Annotated in this window: 21 protein-coding genes; 6 read left to right on the top strand and 15 right to left on the bottom strand. The window is 63.0% G+C overall.

Annotated elements, in window-relative coordinates; all coding sequences use genetic code 11:
* Positions 1-71: 71 nt before the first annotated feature.
* The 5 genes from VJZ71_05350 to VJZ71_05330 all read right to left on the bottom strand — a co-directional run bounded on the left by VJZ71_05350 (position 72) and on the right by VJZ71_05330 (position 4,505).
* On the bottom strand, positions 72-1,175 hold the full coding sequence (locus tag VJZ71_05350) for a N(4)-(beta-N-acetylglucosaminyl)-L-asparaginase (GenBank protein HKQ47473.1): 1,104 nt from the start codon (positions 1,173-1,175) through the stop codon (positions 72-74).
* Positions 1,175-2,152: a hypothetical protein gene (locus VJZ71_05345; GenBank protein HKQ47472.1), complete on the bottom strand. Its 978-nt coding sequence runs from the start codon at positions 2,150-2,152 to the stop codon at positions 1,175-1,177. Before VJZ71_05345 ends, VJZ71_05350 begins: the two co-directional genes overlap by 1 nt.
* Positions 2,149-3,081, bottom strand: a complete 933-nt coding sequence (gene dapA / locus VJZ71_05340) for a 4-hydroxy-tetrahydrodipicolinate synthase (GenBank protein ID HKQ47471.1) — start codon at positions 3,079-3,081, stop codon at positions 2,149-2,151. Before dapA ends, VJZ71_05345 begins: the two co-directional genes overlap by 4 nt.
* 3 nt (positions 3,082-3,084) lie before the next feature.
* On the bottom strand, positions 3,085-3,816 hold the full coding sequence (locus VJZ71_05335) for a pyridoxine 5'-phosphate synthase (protein ID HKQ47470.1): 732 nt from the start codon (positions 3,814-3,816) through the stop codon (positions 3,085-3,087).
* Between the two features lie 371 nt (positions 3,817-4,187).
* Entirely contained in the window at positions 4,188-4,505 is a 318-nt protein-coding gene (locus VJZ71_05330; GenBank protein HKQ47469.1) for a type II toxin-antitoxin system Phd/YefM family antitoxin, read from the bottom strand.
* Between the two features lie 156 nt (positions 4,506-4,661).
* Between VJZ71_05330 and VJZ71_05325 the strand changes: the two genes are divergently transcribed.
* The 4 genes from VJZ71_05325 to dprA all read left to right on the top strand — a co-directional run bounded on the left by VJZ71_05325 (position 4,662) and on the right by dprA (position 8,594).
* Positions 4,662-6,029, top strand: coding sequence for an amidohydrolase (locus tag VJZ71_05325; GenBank protein HKQ47468.1), 1,368 nt, complete (start codon positions 4,662-4,664; stop codon positions 6,027-6,029).
* A gap of 73 nt (positions 6,030-6,102) precedes the next feature.
* Entirely contained in the window at positions 6,103-6,681 is a 579-nt protein-coding gene (locus VJZ71_05320) for a hypothetical protein (GenBank protein ID HKQ47467.1), read from the top strand.
* A gap of 265 nt (positions 6,682-6,946) precedes the next feature.
* Entirely contained in the window at positions 6,947-7,402 is a 456-nt protein-coding gene (locus VJZ71_05315) for a DUF2203 domain-containing protein (GenBank protein HKQ47466.1), read from the top strand.
* A gap of 43 nt (positions 7,403-7,445) precedes the next feature.
* Complete coding sequence (dprA, locus tag VJZ71_05310; GenBank protein HKQ47465.1) at positions 7,446-8,594, top strand: DNA-processing protein DprA; 1,149 nt, start codon at positions 7,446-7,448, stop codon at positions 8,592-8,594.
* Positions 8,595-8,672: 78 nt separating this feature from the next.
* Here dprA and VJZ71_05305 read toward each other — a convergent pair whose 3' ends face one another.
* Together VJZ71_05305 and murI are read right to left on the bottom strand one after the other, a co-directional pair.
* Positions 8,673-9,452, bottom strand: coding sequence for a HEAT repeat domain-containing protein (locus tag VJZ71_05305; protein ID HKQ47464.1), 780 nt, complete (start codon positions 9,450-9,452; stop codon positions 8,673-8,675).
* 3 nt (positions 9,453-9,455) lie between these two features.
* Positions 9,456-10,298: a glutamate racemase gene (murI, locus tag VJZ71_05300; protein HKQ47463.1), complete on the bottom strand. Its 843-nt coding sequence runs from the start codon at positions 10,296-10,298 to the stop codon at positions 9,456-9,458.
* Between the two features lie 183 nt (positions 10,299-10,481).
* Here murI and VJZ71_05295 point away from each other — a divergent pair, with 183 nt between their 5' ends.
* Both VJZ71_05295 and VJZ71_05290 read left to right on the top strand, forming a co-directional pair.
* Positions 10,482-11,984 (top strand): asparagine--tRNA ligase, encoded by a 1,503-nt coding sequence (locus VJZ71_05295; protein HKQ47462.1) that lies wholly within the window; start codon positions 10,482-10,484, stop codon positions 11,982-11,984.
* Positions 11,985-12,631: 647 nt separating this feature from the next.
* Complete coding sequence (locus VJZ71_05290) at positions 12,632-13,717, top strand: HD domain-containing phosphohydrolase (GenBank protein ID HKQ47461.1); 1,086 nt, start codon at positions 12,632-12,634, stop codon at positions 13,715-13,717.
* A 20-nt stretch (positions 13,718-13,737) separates the two neighbouring features.
* Here VJZ71_05290 and VJZ71_05285 read toward each other — a convergent pair whose 3' ends face one another.
* The 8 genes from VJZ71_05285 to VJZ71_05250 form a co-directional block, all read right to left on the bottom strand.
* Positions 13,738-15,177: a flagellin gene (locus VJZ71_05285; protein HKQ47460.1), complete on the bottom strand. Its 1,440-nt coding sequence runs from the start codon at positions 15,175-15,177 to the stop codon at positions 13,738-13,740.
* Positions 15,178-15,276: 99 nt separating this feature from the next.
* Positions 15,277-15,537, bottom strand: a complete 261-nt coding sequence (csrA, locus tag VJZ71_05280; GenBank protein HKQ47459.1) for a carbon storage regulator CsrA — start codon at positions 15,535-15,537, stop codon at positions 15,277-15,279.
* 154 nt (positions 15,538-15,691) lie between these two features.
* A complete protein-coding gene (locus VJZ71_05275; protein HKQ47458.1) occupies positions 15,692-16,228 on the bottom strand; it encodes a flagellar assembly protein FliW in 537 nt (178 codons plus the stop codon).
* Positions 16,229-16,261: 33 nt separating this feature from the next.
* Complete coding sequence (locus tag VJZ71_05270) at positions 16,262-18,199, bottom strand: flagellin (protein HKQ47457.1); 1,938 nt, start codon at positions 18,197-18,199, stop codon at positions 16,262-16,264.
* Positions 18,200-18,277: 78 nt separating this feature from the next.
* Positions 18,278-19,984: a flagellar hook-associated protein FlgK gene (gene flgK, locus VJZ71_05265; protein ID HKQ47456.1), complete on the bottom strand. Its 1,707-nt coding sequence runs from the start codon at positions 19,982-19,984 to the stop codon at positions 18,278-18,280.
* Between the two features lie 40 nt (positions 19,985-20,024).
* Positions 20,025-20,549 (bottom strand): flagellar export chaperone FlgN, encoded by a 525-nt coding sequence (gene flgN, locus VJZ71_05260; GenBank protein ID HKQ47455.1) that lies wholly within the window; start codon positions 20,547-20,549, stop codon positions 20,025-20,027.
* The gene (locus VJZ71_05255) at positions 20,546-20,851 is read right to left on the bottom strand and encodes a hypothetical protein (GenBank protein ID HKQ47454.1); all 306 of its coding nucleotides are present in this window, start codon (positions 20,849-20,851) and stop codon (positions 20,546-20,548) included. The genes flgN and VJZ71_05255 overlap by 4 nt, the downstream gene beginning before the upstream one ends.
* A 4-nt stretch (positions 20,852-20,855) precedes the next feature.
* Positions 20,856-21,965, bottom strand: a complete 1,110-nt coding sequence (locus VJZ71_05250; GenBank protein HKQ47453.1) for a flagellar basal body P-ring protein FlgI — start codon at positions 21,963-21,965, stop codon at positions 20,856-20,858.
* Positions 21,966-21,969: the final 4 nt, after the last annotated feature.

Raw genomic sequence — 21,969 nt, 5'->3', positions numbered from 1 at the left:
TCTTCTCATCAATTTATCAAATCTCTGCGCCTCTGTGTCTCTGTGGTGAATCTACTTCTTCGGCGGTGAGGTTATTTCCGATACAGGTGCCGGCACTCGACCAGCCTAGCCGTCGTGCCGTCGTGAACCGCGAACTGCGCCGGCTTTTTGTCAAACCACATGGACGCCCCGCCGTAGCGCCCGTCCTTGGCCACGGCATAGAGCTTCAGATCGAAATCCGGCCGCCCCATCTTGTCGCGCAGCCGCGGCTCGGCATGATCGGCCACGCGCTGCATCGCCGCCACGCAGGCCTCCTCGGGCGACTTTCCGCTACGCATGAACTCGACGACGAGAAACGACGTGCAGTTCTGCAGGTTCGCCTCACCGCGCCCCGTCGAGCCCGCCGCGCCGACCGCATTATCGACGTACAACCCCGCGCCAATGATCGGTGAATCCCCCACGCGCCCCGGAATCTTGTACGAAAGCCCGCTCGTCGTCGTCACCCCCGCCAAATCGCCCTTTGCATCCACCGCACAGCAATTGATCGTCCCCCACGTGTGCAGAATCGCTTCCGGCCCGCGCGCCCCGCCCGCCGGTCGCTTCGCCGCGCCCGCCTCTTCCGGCGAAAGCCAATCGTCGTCCCGCGCGTGCGACTCCTTCCACTTGAGCCAGATTTTCCGCGCCTCCTCCGTCAGCAGTTCCTCTTCCTTGAAGCCGTGGGCTTTGGCAAAACGCAATGCCCCTTCGCCGACAATCAGGACGTGGTCCGTCCGCCCCATGACTAATCGCGCGACCTTCGACGGGTTCTTGATATTCCGCAGCGCCGCGACCGCCCCCGCCTTGTGCGTCGGCCCGTGCATGACCGACGAATCCAGTTCCACCACGCCATCTTCGTTCGGCAGGCCGCCGAGGCCGACAGAGTGATCGTTCGGATCGTCTTCGACGATGTTCACGGCCGCGATGACGGCGTCGAGCGGGTCTTTCCCGCCGCGCAGGAGATCCATCGCCTTGTCGATCGCCTTCAACCCGTTGGCGCTGGAGATGACAACGGGCCGAGGCCCGGCGCCCGGTCGCGGGTCGCTGATTTTGGGTTTGTCTTGCGCGACAGCCGCCTGTGCGAGCGCCCCGCCCGCCACCACGCCGGCGGACGTCTGCAGAAAATGCCGCCGCGTCCAATCCGACCGGGACTCGCCCATTAGTCCTCCGCCTCCGAACCATCAACCGGCGGCAGCCCGAACAGGCTGCGCAGGAAGTTCGCCGCGTCCTGCTCCAACAGCGCCCCCACCGCCCCCATCGACGCGTACTCGATCGGCAAAGGCCGCACGATCGGCCGCAGCGTGACGTAGGTCCCGGATTGACGCGCCGCTTCGAGCGTTGCCGCATCCGGTCCGGCAAAAAGATACGCACCGGTCGCAACCAGCGCGACGGCCGCCAGCAGCCAGACCTGCGAATTCAGCCTGAAGAGCCAACTGGCAATCATGGCCCCGACCATGAACGCGATGCCGACGGAAAAGAAGATCTGCCCTTTAAGAAGCGGGATGGCCTCCCCCCCCATTGTATAGGCAATGAGAACCCAGGCGATGAGCGACACGACGGCGACCGCGCCGAACCCCTGCCGAACGTCCGGCGCGCGCTCCACGGGATGTGCGCGCGGAATCGCGCCGCTATCGGCATGAAACCAGCTCTCGACCCAACGGCCCACGACGAACCCGACGGCAATCAGCGCCAGCCACAGCCAAGTCTCCGCGACCAGCGCCGCCCGTGGAAACGGGTCAGGGGAAACTCCTGCGCCCACCTCCGCGCTCAACCGGTACAGCACCAGTGAATCCAGCTGCGTGCCGCGCATCGACAGCGCCGCCAGTCCGATGGCGATGGCCAGCGCCCCGTGTGCCGCCGAGCCGGGACCGCAGATCGCCACGGCCAGGCCGCTGGCCACGACCGCCAGGCCGAGCAGCTCCGCCATCGCGATAACGCCCTGGTCGACACTGATGAGCGAAATCGGCCCCTCAGGATCCACCGGGCCCGCCACCCAGCGACCGACATACCAGAAGATCGCCGCCGCGACCCACATCGCACAGAGAAAGCGAATCCGCAGTACCAGCGTTCGACCGCCATGCAGATGCGCGCCGTCGTGAGTCACGTCCATCTCCGTCGATTGCGCAGGGCTCGTCATTCAGGGTTCCTCACACCCGTCGGCCGATTCGCGCCCACCTCGCGGCCGCGGCTCGCCGGCGGGTACCTTTTCAACAAGGCCTCCAGCTTCTTGCGCTTCACGCCATCCAGCGGGCACATCGGCAAACGAAACTCTTCGGCCATCTGCCCGCGGATGGCCAATGCCGTCTTGATCGGAATCGGATTCGTATCCAGCCGCAGCAAGTCGCGCATCAATGGGAACAGCGCGTCGTGCCGACGCCGCGCCTCGTCCCAATCACGATCCAGGGCGGCGCTGGTCAGTGCTGACATCTCCGCCGGCATCAAATTCGCGACAACGCTCACGACGCCGACCGCCCTGATGCTCATCAGCGGAAGCGTCAGCGTATCGTCCCCGCTGAGGATGGCGATGTCGCTCGCCTTGGCGAGTTCGCTCGCCCCATCGACCGACCCGGTCGCGTGCTTGACGGCGACGATGTTGGGATGGTCGGCGTGCAAGCGGGCGATCGTCTCGACCGAAATCTCGACCGCCGTTCGGCCCGGGATGTTGTAGAGCATGACCGGCGCGCCGATTCGCTGGGCGACGTGACTGAAATGCTGGTAGAGCCCGTCCTGATTGGGCCGGTTGTAATACGGCGAGACGAGCATGACGCCGTTCGCCCCGGCGCTCATCGCCGCCTTGGAAAGCTCCAGCGTCCTGGCCGTGCAGTTCGACCCCGTCCCCGCCACGACAGGTACGCGGCCCTTCGCCTTGCGAACGACCGCACCGACAAGGTCGCGTTGTTCCTCACCGGTCAGTGTCGGCGCTTCGCCTGTCGTTCCGCACGGGACCAGGCCGCTGACACCGCCGGCAATAACCCGCTCGACGAGATCGTCCACGGCCGGCCAGTCGATAGCGCCGTTGCGAAACGGCGTGACCAGCGCGACTAGGCATCCTTTGTAGGGGTTCATGACCTACTCCCTTCGTCCATAACGGTCGAGAAGGTCCTTCATCTCGCGGACCGCGGCGCGGAGGCCGATGAAAACGGCCCGGGCGATGATGCTATGGCCGATATTGAATTCCGAAAAGCCCTCGACGGCGGCGATGGCCGCAACGTTGCGAAACGTCAAACCGTGCCCGCCATGAACCTCAAGCCCGCAAGCCCGGCCGACGCGGACACCTTCGCGAAGCTCGCTCATGGCCGCCTCATGTTCTTTGGGGGACTCTGCATGTGCATACGCCCCCGTCCATAGCTCAACCGCGTGAAAGCCGAGGGCTGCGGATTTCTCGATCTGCTCGCGGCGCGGTTCGATGAACGCGCTGACGATGATCCCCGCGTCCGCCAGCGTCTTGACCGCCGCGCCGACGCGATCGCCATGCCGCACCACATCCAGCCCCCCTTCGGTCGTCAGTTCCTCCCGCCGCTCCGGCACCAGCGTACATTGCGTCGGCCGATTCTTGACAGCAATGGCGACGATCTCCGGCGACGCCGCCATCTCCATGTTGAGCTTCGTGGTGACGACCTCCTTCAGCAGCGGGACGTCGCGATCGATGATATGCCGCCGGTCTTCGCGAAGGTGAAACGTAATGCAATCCGCCCCCCCGAGCTGTGCCTCCACCGCCGCCCAAACCGGGTCCGGCTCCTCCGCCCGCCGGGCCTGCCGGACGGTCGCGACGTGATCGATGTTCACCCCTAGCGTAGGCATCACGAACTCCCCCGTAGATTATGTCGTCGCCGACTCGTTATAGCGAGCGACATTGATATCGCAATACGATCGTGGCCCGGCCGGGATTCAAGCCCTCGGTTCGAAGCCCCGATAGACTTCGCTTCTATGACCAATTCGCAAAACCAGTACGGTCTTCCTCACGATTTGTACGCGATAGATAACGCGCCATGAGCCGACGCGGATTCGAAAAAGGCCACGGGCCTTACCGTGCATTGGGATACAGTCCGCCGGCGTCGGGTCGTCCGCCAGCTCGCGAATCGTCCGACGCAAATTGTCTTGCGCCGCACCACGGATATTTGCAAGTGCCCGCGCAGCCGCCGGCAAAATGAACAGCTTGAACGACCGACGGCTCATCGCCTCGACCGCCTCGCACCTCGCCGTCGACGTTTGGTTTCGTCGAGCCGTCGATCAACTTTTTCATAGGGGATGGGGCGGCTGCCTCGGCGCTTGGCCTCGGCCAGTGCCTTTTGCGCCTCTCGGACCCAATAGGCGTCTTCGAGCTCCTCCAACCGTTGAAGGTCATCGAGTGAGACGATGGCAGCACAGTCTTTTCCATGCCGCTTGAGCACGATCCGCTCGCCGCCGAACGCAACGCGGTTCACCGCGTTCGCTAATTCCGCCCGTGCCGCCGTCGTGGCCAGTCGCGATCGCTTCATTCTGGATGCCATAATCGGTACCTCCGTCGAATGTACGTCTTGTACAATTCTAATCGTCTGGGTCTGTCATGGCAAATACGGTTCGGCAAATCTAATCCGGCTTGCCAATCCGCCGCAGCCCAATGAAGATGAACCCAACGGACGCATCACGGCGTTGAGCGGAGGCAGATGATGAATAGAGGTTTCGTGTATTCAGGTGTCGTTTTCGCGCTCGCCGGCTCGCTATGGGCAGACGACGCGCGATTGGGGGCAATAAAGGCCAGGCCTATCAACGCCGAACTGTCGACCGCGATGGACCAGCGAATTGCCGCCTCGACAAGCAGTTGGCAAGGCCTCTACCAAACCTCCCACACCAACCCCGAACTCTCCCGCCAGGAGAAGCAGTCCGCCGCCCGGATCGCCAAGCTCTTCCGCGAAGCCGGAATCGCCGTCACTGAAAACGTCGGCGGCTACGGTGTTGTGGGCGTCCTCAAGAACGGCCCCGGGCCGACCGTCCTTATCCGCGGCGACATGGACGCCCTGCCCATCATCGAAGAGACCGGCTTGCCCTTCGCCAGCAAGGTCAAGGTCGAACTCGGCGACGGCTCCCACGTCGGCGTCATGCACGCCTGCGGTCATGACATGCATCAGACGATCCTCGTCGCCACGGCGCAGACGCTCGTCGCCCTGAAGGACCGATGGAAGGGAACGGTCGTGTTTATTGCTCAGCCTGCCGAGGAGATCGGCGTCGGGGCTCTGGCCATGATCGACGACGGCCTCTTTACGCGCTTTCCCAAGCCGGAATACTGCATCGCCCTCCACGTCAGCCACGAGATGCTCAGCGGCACCGTCGGCTACACCCCCGGCTGGGTCTGGGCCAACGTGGACTCGGTCGATATCACCATCCACGGCAAAGGCGGTCATGGGGCCTACCCCCACGCCGCCATCGATCCCGTCGTGACCGCCGCACAGATCGTGACAGGCCTGCAAACCATCGTCAGCCGCCGCGTCAACCCGCTGGACCAGGCTGTCGTCACAGTCGGGTCCATCCACGCGGGGACCAAACACAACATCATCCCTGCGACCGCTCAATTGCAATTGACGGTCCGCACCTTCACCGACGAGGTCCGCAAGGAAGTGCTCGATTCGATCAAACGGATCACGGTGCAGACCGCCCGCGCGATGGGCTGCCCCAAAGACCCCGATGTGGTCGTGCTGGACGATGAGTTCACGCCGGCCAGCTTCAACGACCCCGGTCTGACCGCGGCGGCAGTCGAGGTCTTCAAGGGCATTCTGGGTGAGGCTAACGTCATCCAGCGCCCCCCAAGCATGGGCGGGGAGGACTTCGGACGCTACGCCAAGCACCTTGGGGTTCCCGGCTTCATGTTCCAATTGGGCGTCGTCGATCCGCAACGCTGGGAGGCATCCCGGAAGCCGGGCGGCGAACCGCTTCCAACCGTTCACTCGTCGAAGTTTCAGGTGGACATCGAGCCGACGCTCCAGACCGGCGTGCGGTGCATGACCAGCCTGGCCCTGTCGCTGCTTTCGGAACCCTAGCGCCCCTAGTACTATTCCCACCTGCAGGGGCGGTTTGCGTGCCGCCCCGAAGCAATAGCCCCCAGGAAGCCCCATGGCGATCCAATTTTTTTGCGTAGCCTGTCGTCAGCCCATCGAAGTCGATGACGAGATGGCCAATCTGACCGTGACCTGCCCCTATTGCCGCAAGGTCGTGACCGCTCCGGCGGTGACCGAAGGGGTGATGTTGGAAAACCCACCGGTCGCATCGCCTTCCGGGACCGGTGGACTTCCCGGGACGATGCCCTACGCCCCGACGCGGCCAAGTGGCACAAACATCTGGAGTTGGATCTCGCTGGGTTGTGTGTCCTTTTCACTGATTGTCCTGGCCGTCCTTCTTGGGTTGTTCGCATCACTGGCGAAGGGCCTCGGTGCCAACCCGACGCCTCAGGAGATGTCCAAGTTTTTCGCTGAGGAAATCAGCAAGCGACCCGGGATTCAAGCGCTGGGGATGGCCGGAATCTGCTTTACACCCATATTGGGTTTGGTGGCCGGGATCGTGGCGCTGGTGCGTCGAACTCCACCGCGTTGGCCCGCAGTCATCGCCCTGGCCGTGAGTGGCCTATTCATCCTTCTTTTATGTCTGAACCTCGTCTTCAGCGCCATGGCCATGGGCGGAAAACAAGGCGGTTAATGTCCGGTAATCCTACTTGCGTCCTGTCAATCGGGAACGCGAAAGGGATTTGCGAGTTCGAGAGTCACGTGTCTTGATCGTGGCGGAGTTTTTTAACGGACGATGTGACTGCGCCGAGACAGCCGAAGCGTTAGGCTTGGAAAAAAGCGTCGCCTGGCCTCGCGGATGATTGACACCATCATGTCGGCGCGGTAACTTCAGGAATGTTTGAGAGATCGGCTGGACCCACAATCGCCGTCCGCGCGACCTAGAGAGCGAGGCCCTCATGGAAGTTTTCGACGTTGCCAAATCCCGGCGCCGCGCCGCCAAGAATAAAAACCCGCGCATCTTCACGCTCGAACACGCCAACCGAACGCTGCCGCTTGTGCAGCGGATCGTCGCGGACATGGTTCGACAGTATAAGAAGGTGGACGCGCTCGAAGAGCGGTGTCACATCCGTCGTCCGTCGGTGAGCAGCGAGGCGCAGGCCAAGCTCTGCCGCCAGTACGAATCGGAGTTGGAAAAGCTTCGCGAACTCTCCGCGGAACTCGCCGCCATCGGCTGTGAAATCAAGGACTGGCGGATCGGCCTGATCGATTTCGCTGCCGTCCGTGAAGGACGCGTCATTGAGTTGTGCTGGCGGCTGGGTGAGACGCAGATCGAACACTGGCATGAAGTCGGCGCCGGGTTCCAAAACCGCCGGCCGATTGATGAGACCTTCGCCGTCCCGGCGACCGTTTGACGGCGGCAACCCCCGCTCGCGTCGTCTTCGTTACAATCCCGACATGTCGTCGCAGCCTGTCGCCAGCCCCCTGGCCGAAAAATACCTGCGCCTGCACCTGTGCCCGGAGGTGGGGCCCATCCGCTTCGCGAACCTCCTTCGCGAACTCGGCGACATCGACACCGTCCTGGGCGCCGGCGTTTCGCGGCTTATGGCCGTCGAGAAAATCGGCCAGAAGGTGGCGGGCAATATCGCCCGCGAGCGAGACTCCGCGCGCGTCACCGAAGAGATTGAGCTCGCCGGGCGGTACGGTGTGCGCATTCTCTGTCTCGCGGACGAAGAATATCCGCCGCCCCTAAAAAAGATCGAAGATCCACCGGCGTGTCTGTATGTCAAAGGGACGCTCACGCGCAACGACCTCCTGGCCTTGGGCGTCGTCGGCTCCCGTCATTGCACGCGCTACGGCGCCGAGCAGGCCGAGCGTTTTGCCGCGCTCGCCGCGCACGCGGGAATGACGATCGCGTCGGGCATGGCGCGAGGCATCGACAGCGCCGCGCATCGAGGCGCACTGGCCGCCAGCGGTCGTACGATTGCGGTGCTGGGCTGCGGCCTTTGCCACATCTACCCGCCTGAATCCGGTGAATTGGCGGAAAAAATCAGCGCTGCCGGCGCATTGGTGAGCGAGTTGCCGATGGGTGTCGCCCCGGACTCCAAGAACTTCCCACCGCGAAATCGCATCATCGCCGGTCTCTCCATGGGCGTCCTGATCGTCGAAGCCGCGCGGCGCAGCGGAGCACTGATCACCGCCCGACTCGCCTCCGAATACAACCGTGTGGTCTTCGCCGTCCCAGGCCGCATTGACACGGCCTCCGCCGAAGGCTGCAACGACCTGATCAAGACCGGTGCGGCCAAGCTGGTGATGGGGCTTCCCGACATCTTGCAGGAATTGGGCGACGCCGGCGCTGCCCTGATGAGCGCCTTTGCCCCGCCGGAAGAACGCGGAGAGGTCGTCGCCCAGCGCTCGCTCCCTCTCGACGAGGCCGAAAAGACGGTCCTTGCGGCCATCGTCGGCGAACCGCTTCCGATCGAAGGCGTGTGCGAAGAGTCCGGCCTGCCCCCCGCCCGCGTCGCGGCGGTCCTGACGAGCCTGCAACTCAAGGGCGTGATTCGACGGCTACCGGGGGACTTGTATGAACGGGCGGGGCGACAATGAAGAACGGCGAACAATGTAAGGCGAGTCAACGCCAAGTTCTTTTTTCGCTATTCGCCATTCGCTATTCACAATTCTGCCTTACCACGGCCACTCCCCCCACGCCGAACTCTTGACCGCACTGCCTTCCGGAATCTGTCCGGCGTTCTCAAACGGATCCTGGGCATCCGCCAGCCACTTTCGCCAGGCCTTGGCATCATGGTTGTGCGTGTGACCGGTCAAGGCGATTAATGATTCTTCGGCGGCGTGCTGAATGGCAAAATCGTCGCCGTCCATGGCATCCACCAGGGCCTCCGGGATCGGCCGCTCGGCGAAATAGGCCAACGTCTCGATGGTCGTCAACCGTACATTGCGATCGGTGTCGCGCGCGAGTCGATCGAGGAGCGCCCTGATGATCGGCGGGCGCTGGGATTCGTCATAGGTGTAGTCGCGCACGATCTGCAACAGGAGCTTGGCCGCCTCCCAACGAAGCGCCGCGGGAGCTGCGCGGCAGTCCGCCGATCGCTGCGTGGTACCGGCCAGCAGTTTGATGATCGTCGGTATCTGTGCAGCGCCCGACGCGGGCGCCATTGCCCGAATCGCAGCGCATCGGACCATGGTGTCCCGATCGGTCCGCGCCACCGTGTCATAGACTTTCATGGCCCAGTCCGTTTGGCCATCGCGGCTGTCGGACAAGCCCACAACGCCTTTTCGCCGGTCATCCGCCCCCGGCGCCTCCAGGGCCATGTCTAGATAATCTTGACTCGATTTGGGCTTCTTGATCCACGAACTGTTGCGCGAGGAAGCACATCCGGTCAGCGGGAGTTCCATGCCCATCGCCAGGCATAACGCAATGAACAAAATGTTTCGTGACCGCCCCATGCGCTACACCGTCGCTGTCGGTTCCTGCGAGACCAACTGCTCGTGCGACACCCAGGTCACGTCCACGACGGCATGATCCAGGAATCGCTGCCCCAATTCGCGGAATCTTTGCGGATTATCGCTGACGTAGCAAGTCAGGCCGCCCCCGCCGCCGTCCTCGCACAGCGCCCCGCGCGATCGCAGCCGCTCGACGACCATGCTGGCCATCTGCTCGCCGGAATCGACGAGCTTGACGCCGGGACCGACGAAATCCGCAATGGCAGGCTTGAGGAGCGGATAGTGCGTGCAGCCGAGGACGAGGACCTTGGGATCCAACCGCATGATCGGCTCCAGATAATCCCGCACGACCGCCTTGGTGATCGCATCATCGCACCGCCGCCCCTCTTCCACCAGCGGGACAAAGAGCGGGCAGGGCTTTTGAATGACCCGGGTGCTGGCCTGATAGCGGTTCATCGCCCGGCGATACGCGTCTGAGCCGATCGTCGCCTCCGTGGCGATGACGGCAATCGTATGACCCTGTGCCAGCAGTATCGCCTGCCTTGCCCCCGGATCGACCACGCCGCAGACCGGCACGGTCAGCACCGACTCCAGTTCCTCCAGCGCCACGGCGCTGACGGTGTTGCAGGCCACGACGATCATCTTGGGATCGAAGCGAAGGAGAAACTCGCAGATCTCTCGGGCAAAGCGCGTGACGGTCTGCGTACTTTTGATACCGTAGGGGACGCGGGCGGTATCTCCGAAATAGACGATTCGCTCGTCAGGCAGGCGTCGCTGCAATTCGCGCACGACCGTCAGCCCGCCGATGCCGGAATCAAAAACGCCGATACAACGAGAATCGCCAGACATCCACTCGCACTCCGCAGATGGTTGCACCATCCCGCGCCGGGATAGCCGTCACTTCTATATCTATCGGTCTTTGAATGCAACCACCCCGATGCCCCACAGCATCCCCAAGGAAGGCCATCAATGGTAAACTGTCGATGAACTTCGTCCGTGAATCGAAGGGTACCGTCTCATGGGATTTCAAGAATGATCGCCGCCATCAAAGACCTTCACCAACACGTCGGCCAGACCATCACGCTCCAGGGCTGGCTCTACCACCGCCGCGACTCCGGGAAGATCGCCTTTCTCGTCATCCGCGACGGGTCGGGACTCTGCCAGTGCGTTGTGAGCAAGAACGAGACGACCGAGCCGTTTTTCGAAACGGCCCGGCGACTCGGGCAGGAAACCTCCCTCCGCGTCACCGGGACCGTCCGCGCGGACCCCAAACAGGTCGGCGGTCACGAACTGGACGTGACCGGCCTCGAGGTGGTCGGCGAAAGCGTCGATTTCCCCATCACTCCCAAGCCGCACGGCATCGAGTTCCTCATGAAACACCGCCACCTGCACTTCCGCTCGCGGCGGCAGTGGCACATCCTCCGCGTCCGCGCGACGCTCGTCGACGAAATCCGCGGCTACTTCAACCGCAACGGCTACACGCTCATCGACACGCCCATTTTCGCCCCCGCCGCAGGGGAGGGCGCACAGACTCTTTTCGAGGTCGATTACTTCGGCGAGCCCGTCTATCTCGCCCAGACCGGTCAGCTTTACGTCGAGGCGGCTTGCATGGCCTTTGGCAAGGTCTATTGCTTCGGCCCGACGTTCCGTGCGGAGAAGAGCAAGACCCGGCGACACCTCACCGAATTTTGGATGGTCGAGCCGGAGATCGCCTATGCCGAACTGGACGACGTGATCGCCGTCGCCGAGGACTTCGTCTGCTCGATAGTCGACCGCATCCTTCGCGACCACCGCGCCGACCTGGAATTCCTCGGCCGCGACATTGCTCAACTGCAAAAGATCAAAAAGCCGTTCCATCGTCTGAAGCATGCCGAGGCGGGCGATATTCTCCGCGGGCCAAAGGCGAAAGAGCTATTGGAGAAGGATCTCGCCGCGAAGACCGCCCGCATCGAGGAAGTCAAGAAATCCATCGCCGAGAAGGAGGCCAAGGAAAAGAGCCAGGGCGTCAAGCAGTGGGAAAAGGACAAGCTCGTGGCGGAGATCCACGACCTCCGCGAAGAACTCGGCGACCTGGAGGTCGAGGTCGAGAACATCCCGCACCACATCCAGCTTGCCGCGAACTTCGACCCCGGCGGCGACCTCGGCGGTAGCGACGAGACCATCATCAGCCGCCTGCACGACCGCCCCACCTTTGTCACGCACTACCCCAAGGCGTGCAAGGCGTTCTACATGAAGCGGAGCGCCGACGACCCCACGCGGGTCAACAACGTCGACCTGCTCGCCCCTGACGGCTACGGCGAGATCATCGGCGGCTCACAGCGCGAGGACAATCTCGACGTGCTCCTGGAGCGCGTCAAAGAAGACGAACTCGACCCCGCTGATTACGAATGGTACTTCGACCTCCGCCGCTACGGCACCGTCCCCCACGGCGGCTTCGGTCTCGGTGTGGAACGCACGCTCGCCTGGCTATGCGGTCTCAAACACATCCGCGAGACAATCCCCTTCCCGCGGATGATGGGGAAGTTCTATCCGTAGGTGATTGGTGTCTCCGAAAAACAGAGTACGACGACACTTGCAATCCTACCTTGGAATAACGAGCGTCATCTTCGCAAGCACTGCCATTTCCGTGTCCTGTTCGAAGGTCGAGGACAGTCACGAGGTACGTATTGATGAATGCAATATCGCCGAGCTAATTCGCCCCTTACGCTTTGGAGACATACTGGGTCCCCTAGGCAACCCTTTAATTGCAGCTATGGTAAGTCCAAGTCAAATTCGGCCCGCGATCGACGTCACTCTCGCCAAGGACATTCGAGCCCAAGCAATCCTGGGTGACGAAGATCGAATTTGCCGCGTTCGCATCCTCGACTCGGAGTTTCGTGTTTTCTCCTTGTCACTTGCATCAACCTACAAGGAAATCAAGTCGAAGTTTCCTCTGGTGAAGCCGATTTCTTATCATGGGTATGCAATCGAGGTTCCAATCAGGGAAAACATAGTCTTCGCCTTTTTCCCATGGGACGGTGTTCCCCGCGACGATCAACGACCGCATTGGATTGATCTCCTTCCAGAACATCCTGATGAGAATTGTCGGTACGCTTCGGCCAGACGGTAGCTGCCAAGCCGTACGATTCGCGTATAATGACCGGGTCGCGGTAAACTCGCGCCATCGCAAACAGGTAAACACCTTGTCCACCTCCATCACCGCCATTCACGGTCTCATCAACCTCCTCGACGCCCTCAATTGCGGCGCGCTCCTCGTCAACCGGTCAGGCAGCATCGAATACGCCAACGACCGCCTCTGTCAGATGATCGGCCGGTCGCGCGACCAGCTCATCGGCCGCAAGACCGAGTCGCTCTACTCCACGGAGGCGGCGATCGACTTCCTACGCTCACGGCTGCACAACTTTGACGAGGCCCACGAGGGCGAGTTCTTCCTCCCCGCGGCCGACGGCAGCGAGCTGCCGGTCATCATCTCCGGTCGGCCCCTCGGCAGCGCCGCCCCGCTTGCCGACCACCGCCTGATCACGGCCATCGACATCTCCGCCCAAAAGAAAGCCGAGCTCCGCAGCCGCGAGGAGTACGAAACAATCTCCACGCTCAGCGATACCATCCTCGAACAGGCCATCGACCTCAAGCACTACTCGCAGAAGCTCGAGGAAAAAGTCCGCGAGCGCACTGCCGAGTTGCACGACGCCAACATGGAGGCAATCTACATGCTCGCCGTCGCCAGCGAGGCCAAGGACGCCGATACGGGCGCCCACGTCCGCCGGATCGAGCACTACACGCGGACACTCGCCCTGGAGATGGGTGTGCCGCCCGCGAGGGCCGAGGAGTTCGGCTACGCCGCGATCCTCCACGACGTCGGCAAGATGCAGGTCCCTGACCACATCCTCAAGAAGCCCGGCCCGCTCGACAAGACCGAGCGCACCGAGATGATGCTGCACTGCATTACCGGCGAGCGGATCCTCTCCAAGAAGCCCTTCTTCGAAACTGCCCGCCAGATCGCCCGCAGCCACCATGAAAACTGGGACGGCTCCGGCTACCCCGACGGTCTCCGCGGCGAGGCGATCCCCCTGCCCGCGCGGATCGTCCACCTCGCCGACGTCTTCGACGCCCTCACCAGCGCCCGCGTGTACAAACCGCCGTGGCCCCCCGACAAGGCGGTCACCGCGATCACTGAAGGCGGCGGCACGCAGTTCGACCCGTCGGTCGTCTCGGCGTTCAAGGCCCTCGTTGACACGAACCGATTCAACCCTGCTCCGGCTCCGTAGCGTCACTTACGAAGAATGAGCTACCGCAGCAGCGACAGTACCGACTGCGGAGTCTGGTTCGCGATCGCCAGGATGCTCGTGCCCGCGCTCACCAGGACCTGCGAGCGCGTCAGGGCGCTCGTCTCCTGCGCGAAGTCCAGATCGCGGATGCTCGACTCCGCCGCCGTCAAATTCTCCAGCGTGATGCCGAGCTGGTTCACGTTCGTGTCGAGCGTGTCCTTCTCGAACGCCCCGAGTCGGCCGCGCATGACCGACACTTGCCGCACTGCCTCGGCGACAATCTTGGCCGCCTGCGCCGTCTGGCCGTTCACCAGACTGGACGAGCCGCCGCTGGTAATCTCGGTCAGGTACCCGAGCGAGCCGTTGCCGAGGCGCGTCGCGGCAGTCGAATGCATGCCGAAGTTCACCTGCTGGTTGGTCTCCACGCCCGCGCCGAGTTGGAAGATCGCCCCTCCGCCCGTGATCGCGAACGACGTCGAGCCCGCCGTGTTGAACGCGTCCTGCAGCCGCAGCTCGATCCCCAGGCCGGTCGTGTTGAGGAACACATCCAGACCGCGGCCGAGGGCGCTGGCCCCGTTGATGGTGACGGAGACGTCGCGGCCCGTGTCGCGGCGGTTGGCCGTCCCGCTGCCATCGACCGTGCTGAAGACCGGCGTGGTGCTGCCGATCTCGGTGACCTGCACGAACGCCGCACTGCCGAATTCGATCGACGACAGGACGATCCCGCTGGCGGGGACTCCCGCGTTGATCAGCGATGCGCTCACGCCGGTCGAGTCCTTCACAAGGTTGACGGCCGCCGCAATAGCGCTGGCCGTCGTCCCGGAGAGCAGCGAAATCGCCGTCACGCCCTCGGTGCCGGCCAGTTCGATGGTGACCGACGCGGTGATCGCCGAGGTCTGGAACTGGAGCTGGCCGTGCTGGGCCGATTGGATGACGCTGACATTGACGGGGATGTAGCTGGCCGTGCCGAAGGAGACGTTGTTGATGCGGGTATCGGCGATCTGAGCCGCGTTGATGCCGCTGGTGATGTAGCCGAGGGAGCCGTTGAGGAGCTTTCGCCCGCCGAAGGTCGTCGTATTGGCGATCCGTGTGATGGAATCGATCGCCGAGTCGATCTGCAACTGGTTGGCGCGAATCTCGTCCTCGGAGATCGCCCCAATGTTGGCCGACTCAACGATCTTCGACTGAATGTCGTTGAGCAGGGCGGCGACCTCATTGAGCGCGCCTTCGGTCGTCGCCACCATGTTGGAGGCCCGCTGCGAGTTGGCGACGGCCTGGCGAACGCCCTCGATCTCCGAGCGGAGGTGCTGCGAGATGATCAGCCCGGCCGGATCGTCCGCGCCGCGATTGATCCGCAGTCCGCTGGACAGCCGCTCCAGCGAAACCTGGAGCGAGCTGTGCGCCCGCGTGAGTTGCCGACCTGCCACGATGGAGGCGGTGTTGGTGTTAATGCGCGCCATGGGAACAACCTCCCTGTTGTACTCGGCGAGTCGTATGGGGCCGCGCGCCGCGCACGGCCGTCTAGGGCGCGGCGGCACCGCCGCGCCGGTGAATCATCCTTAACTCGATCGCGGTCCACCCCGACGGGGGTTATGACCGCCGGGTCCCGCGCTGTCGGGCGGCAGGTCCTCCGGCTTGATATTCGCCGCCGCCCGATTTTCGCGCTGGATCGCGTCGTACACTTCCTTGCGATGCACGGGAACATGCGTGGGCGCGGTAATGCCGAGGCGGACCTTGTCGCCTCGAATGTCCACGATCGTGATCTCGATGTCGTCGCCGATCATGATCGTCTCGTCGCGCTGACGTGATAGAACCAACATCCTCTGGCTCCTTGTAGCCACGTCCGGGCGGCCTCATGCCGCCGGCGGTGGTCAGTGACAGGTGTGACCGGCCCATTCCGGACGCGTTTCGCCTGCAGCGAATCCACGAGGGATAATAGACCCGCACACCTCGTTTTGCCTTCAGACCCGAGACCTACGCCGACCGGCTGACACTCGCCTGCCGCACCGGCAGATCCATGAGCGGATGCCGCGTGGAGTAACGCTTGTCCGCCAGGACGAGCTGCTTGCCGACGCGCGTCGCGATATTCAGGATCAGCGGGCCCTGCAGGTTCGCCGTGAGCTGGTCCTCGTACTTGTTGACGATGACGAAAACCTGCGAGCCGTGCGTCTGAGTCAGGCCGATGTGCCCGAGGTCCTCGGCCTTCACGACCACGCGGTAATCCGGCACGAACATCCGCGGATCGCAGACCACGAAGGCCAGTTCCGGCCGATGGACCGCCTGCATCCAGTAGAACGCGCTGTTCTCGCCGGTCTGAATCAGCGCATACTCCCGGTCGTCCGGGAAACCCAGGAGACCCTTGGGAAAGTTGAGGAATCGTTGATCGTCGACCTCGATTCCGCCGAACCGCGACGTCTCGATGACCATCACGTCTTGCTCCCCGGTGTCGCTTCGGACACCGCTATTTCGATCGCACCAGCCGTACCCGGCGTGGACGCCGGTGCGATCCAACCTCGAACCTGTCGTCGCCCGCGATTCATCCAATCATCGCAGGAAGTCCAACAACGACAGGTTTTGCAATCTCGATCCTGACAGCAGGCTGGCCTGAAGTGCCGTCTGGGCCTGCTGGAATTTCGTCACTGCCTCCGTGAAATCCACGTCGCGCACCTGGGAAAGGAGAATCGTGGTCGCGCTCGTGGCGTCCTCCGTTTGCGCGAGGCGCGCTTGCATCGCTTGTGACCGCGCGCCGACCTGGCCGATCACGCGCGAGACTTGCTCGCGGGTGGCGCTGATCTGCGCGCCGGCCTCGGTAATCTCCGACGAGTTGTCCCCCAGGAGACCGTCGCGGAGGCGGTAGAGTGCGCTGAACACGCCACTTTGGTAAAACGGCGCGACGTTCGTGCCCTCCAATTCCGTGGCCGTTCCCGTCCCGAGGATGCCCAGTTCCTGTGCGACCGGCGACAAGTTCAGCGCCGTGACGGTAATCACGCCGGGACCTGCCGGGCCGGTCAACTGCAGTCCCGCCCCGGCGTCGGAAATGCTCGCGACAATCCCCGCCCCGGCGGTCGTCGACGCTGCATTGATGGCATTAATTGCGTCGCCGAAGGTCTGCGCCGTGCTCAAATCGACCTGGAATGTCACGCCATTGGCGTTGGTAATCTGAAAATCGTCGCCGGTCACGGGATGAATGCCGCGAAGGCCATTGACCTGCGAAAGGGGCACACTCGTATTAAGCGACTTAATGCCCAACGTCGCCGCATCGGTCCCGCCATTCTCGCCAATAATCAACGGCGTGCCCGCGAGGAGGTTCTCGACGATGATGCCAGTGCCCGCATCGTTAATCGAGGCGCGAATGCCGACACCCGTGCCATTGAGGCGATTGAGAATGTCCTGCACAGTCGTCGCGCCGGCAAAGTCTACAGTGGCCGTCAATGGTCCGTTGGAAATGCTCACGCCGTTCGGCAATGTAATCCCACCCGGTGCCAGTTCGGCCAATGTGGTGGTCAGACTGACGCGGCGATTGACATTGGCGCCATCGAGATTGATCCCCGCGCCCGTCGTCTGCTTGATGCCGAGGTCGGACGCCGTGGTACCGGTCCCGACTTCGCCGATCTGGACGCCGCTGCCGGGAATTGTTGCGACACTTAGCGCCCCGCCGTCCGTCGGACTGATACCGAGCGTCAATGAACTGCCCGCCGTCGTGGCGGCGTCATTGAACCTCGCGACAAGGTCGTTTACCGTCTCCGCACCGGTGAAGTCGACGCTGAAGTTGATGTTCGGCCCGGTTTCCGTGACCGAGATCGCGCCGAGACGGACGCCCTGTCCCAACGCGCCGGCCAATTCGGAGATTCGCGCGTCCAGTGAGAGTTGGACGTCGAAATCGATTGTGCCGCCGATGACCGTTTCGCGAAGGTTGAACAAGTCGGCGGCAATCACGTTGAACGCCAGTGTGGAATCTATGTCCACGAGCGTCTGGCGGTCGCCCGCATCGCCATTCAGCGTCACGCGCCCGAGGCTGGTCGCGAAGGGGGCATTCGTGACATCGCGCCCCGCGAAAAGATAGGACCCCTGGTATTGCCGATTGCCCAGTGCCTCCAGCTGGTCGATGATCCCGTCGATCACCAGTGCCTGGGCGGCCCGCTCGGTGGTGCTGGACAGACTGCCCGCCTGCTCGCTGGCGATGCGCGACGCCTGTGTGAGCAGATCGGAAATGTCGGTAATCGCGGTATCCGCCGCGGCAAGTTGTCCATCCGCAAACCGCAGATTGGACAGAATCTGGTCCTGATTGCCGAGTACCTGGCGCAGCTTGGCGATCTGCGCGGCGGCCAAGGGATCGTCGCCGACCGAGAGCAGTTGCTGACCGCTCGCGATCCGCTGCTGCTCGTTGAATAAGCGCAGCGTGTTCTGCCGAAGCTGGCGCAGCAAATTGAGCGTCTGCATGCCCTGCGAAACGCGGCTGATACTTCCGAACGTGCCTGCCATTGCTGTCTCGTGTAGGGCGGGCTCTGCCCGCCGCATTAACTCAATCGCACTGTCCCGCGGGACTTGCCCGCCGTGCCGCTACCTCGCGAGCGTCAAGAGTTCCTGCAACATATCATTCACAACGCGCATGTACTGTGCGGCGCCCTCGTAGGCCCGCTGATAAGTAATCATGTTGATCGCCTCTTCGTCGAGGCTGACGCCGGAGAGGTTTTCGCGCTGGGAGGTGAGCGAATCCAGAATCACCTCGCCCGCGTCCAGCTTGCTCTGCGCGCCGGAGACGCTGACCGCGATGTTCGCGGTCGTCGTCGTGTAGAATTCATTCAGCGACACGCCGCCGAGGCTGGATATGACCTGGTCCTTAAGGGCGGTCAGCGCGGTGGCGTTGCTTCCGTCGCCCGCAAAGTCGCTTTGCGCTGCGGCCAGTAACGACGGCTCCGCGGCAATTAGCGAATTGACATTGATGTCGCTGCTGTTCGTGCCGGTCAGGAGCGTATTGATACCGAGGGAGGCCAGAACATTGGACGTGTCGTCGGCGAAGCTGAACGTCGTGCCGCCGGCAGACGACAATTGCAGTCGGCCGTCGGCTAAGACCGTCGCCGTGACGCCGGGAACATTCGCCGAAATGTCGGCCGCGATGGAATTCAGTGACGAATCGCCGCCGATTCCATCCAGATCGACATTGATCTGATGCCGCGTGGACGTCCCGGTCGTTGAGTCTTTGACGTCAATGAAAAAGGAACCGGTCTTCGGCGGGAATGCGACGCCATTGCCAACCGTGGACAATGCGAGCGACGGGTCCGTCACGGCACTGAGGCCAGTGATGTTTGAGAAACCGATCAGCCCTTTGCCGCCCGAGTGGATATTATTGACTTCGCGGATCAGCGCGGATGCCAATTGATCGAGCCGCGTCAACTGCGCCGTCGCATGCGTGTCGCGGGACTCAATGAGTCCGGCAATCTGGCCGCTCGACGAAGTGACTGGCCCATTGTCCAGTTTGAAGCGCACGACCACGTTCGCCAGGCCACTGCTGTCAATCTCTGTCACGGCCTTGATGCCAAACGACTGCCCAAACTGCACGAGCGGGTTGTTCCCGATATAGACGTTGACCGCCCCCGTCGGTTGTTCGCGGACAGTAATGGAAACGATCTGCGACAATTCCCCCAGCAATTGATCGCGCTGATCGCGAAGTTGCGATGTGCCGTGGCCCGAGGCTGCCTCCGCCACCGTGATCTCGGTGTTCAACTCGGCAATCTTGGTCGCGATCTGGTCCGCTTGAAGCACGGCGGTCTCAATCTCCGCATTGAAATCGTTGCGCAGGCCAAGGAGCCCGCCGTGGATGTCGCGAATGCGCTCTGCCAAGGCCTGCGCTGAACTGACGACAAGGCTGCGAGCAGGAACGCTTTCAGGCGTGTTCTGGACATTGCCAACGGATTTGAAAAACTCACCCAGCAGCGTGCCCAGGTTCGTATCGCCGAGGGGATTGAAGATGTCCTCCACGCGCGCGAGACTGGTCCGCTGGGCCTGCGCGTCCTCACGGTCTGACATGGCCATGCGCAGCCGGGCGTGTAGTGCCTCGCTCACATTGCGGCGGACGGCCTCCAGCAAGACTCCACCGCCAAACTGGCCGTTGACCGTCTGCGCGCCGGCGACCGACGACAACGACGCCGTCCCGCGCGAATACCCGGGCGTGCCCGCGTTGGCGATGTTCTGGCCGACGATCTGCAGCGCGGCCTGATATGCCGCCAGCGCCGATCGCCCGATTCCCAATGCCGATGTCAGTCCCATTCGATGTCCGGCCGCGTCAACGACCAGCTCCCGTTTTGTCCTATCCGACGGCGTCCAAAACCCGTGCGCCGGCCGGCGTTCCCATTGCGCCGCACGCGGAATACACCCGCGGCGCGGCGTCGTCCCTCACAATCGCCGTAAAGACCGCCTTGAAGAAGGCCAGCATTTCCCGGCTCACCAGCTCGACGACGCGGTTGGCCTCAGCAACCTGGAGCATTCGCTCGCGCAACAGGTCCGCCAGTTTGACAATCCGCAATCGCTCTGCCTCGCCCAGCCGCGCCGCGATTCTGCGCAGCGAGGCCGGTCGGTTGCGCTCCAGGGCAGGAATGCCGATCTCCGCGCACACCTCGGCGGCAACTTCCCGCCGCTGTGCATCGAGCAACGTCACTTCGTTCGCTAGTTCTCCTTCGCGATGCGAGGCGGCGATCATGCCCTCCACATCCGCCCGGCGCATAGCCTCAAGCTTGCCGCGGATAACGCGATGCAGTGATTCCTGCTTCGCGGCCAGTTCCTCCAGCAGCGTGGCCAAACGATCCACGGGCTTTATCGCGATGGCTGTGCTCATGCGTCTCCCTCCACACCCAGCCTCTTGGCGATCGAATCGAACAGTCGCCGCGCGACGGGGTCGTTTCCGGATCGCCCGATTTTCTTGGCGATTTCCATGGAGAGCTGGCCCTGAAACGCTTCCTCCGCACGGCCGCCGCTCAGGTATTTCGTCTTGAACTTGGACTGCTGCATTTCCCGCAAGAGCGTCCCGTAGAAGATGTCGCCAACAAATTCACCCGTCGAGCGCCGCAGCGCGGCCGCCCGATCACCAGTGACGGGCGCCTTGGGAACGAAACTTGATTGAATGGCCGACACGCTCACGAACTTACTCCACAGTGACTAACTTGCCCTTGACCTTGCCCAGCCGGTGCAGGTTTTCAACGATCTCGATAATGTCCTTCGACGGGACATTGAGCTGGTTGAGTGCATCGACCAGCTCGCGCAGCCGCGCCCCGCTATGGTCGGTCCGCGGCGCATGGATCGCGGCCGCGAATTTCGTATCCGGCGGCGGGGGTTCGGCCGCCGCATCGGGCGGCGTCGGCGCGGGTGTTGTCGTGATCGACATGCCGTTGTGCGAGATGACCGCGGGACCAATCTCGACGTCTTCATCAATCACGATCGTGCCCGTCTTACGATTGATCACGACGCGCGCCTCGCCCGGCGGCATGAGCAGCTCAGTGTTCTCCACGCGGGCGATGAAATCCGCGGGACTGGCGCGCTCCGGCTCGGGAATCTCGATGACCACGTTCTTGGGCCCCATGGCCGTCGCGATCCGTTGGATCTGGCCGATTTCCGATGCCCCTTCGTTGATCATTTGCGCAATGACCGCCGCGAGGGCGTGACTGGCGTGTACATCCTCGACGACCAGCGTAATCTGCCAGTTTTCGCTGATGTAGTTGTGGATGACGTCGGCCTCCATCGTCGCTCCGGCGGTGACCGTTCCGCTGGTTCTCACTTTTTGATCGGGCAGCCGGATCGGCCCGCTGGCCAGGGCGAAGATGCGATCGAGCCCTGGTCCCTGGAGCGGCGTGGGAACCAGATGACCACCGGCGAGGCTCTTGGCCGACCCGCTGGAATTGACCCGCACATCGATCCGGTCGCCTTCGCGCACGCCGTTGTCGGGAATCGTTGCCTCAACCATGACGATGGCAACATTCTTCGTGTCCACCAGGGCGGAAGCGGGCACGGGAATCTCGAACTTCGAAAGCATCGTCTGGAGTTGGAGAATGGAAGCCGCATACTTTCCGCCGTCGCCGGTTCCCGGCAGGCCGATCACCAGACCGTAGCCCACGAGTTGGTTGTTGCGGCGTCCTTGCAGGTGAGTGACGTCGGCGATCCGCGTGGCTTGCACGATCTGAGCGCAAACGAGTAATCCCAGCGCTGCCGCCAGGCTCGCCGTAACATGCTTCCCTTGTTTGAATGCCGGCAATGTCATTTAC

This window comes from Phycisphaerae bacterium (assembly GCA_035275405.1).
In the GTDB taxonomy this organism is placed as follows: domain Bacteria; phylum Planctomycetota; class Phycisphaerae; order UBA1845; family UTPLA1; genus DATEMU01.
Note: the sequence above shows the minus strand (reverse complement) of the source record. Positions and strands in the feature narration are given on the sequence as shown.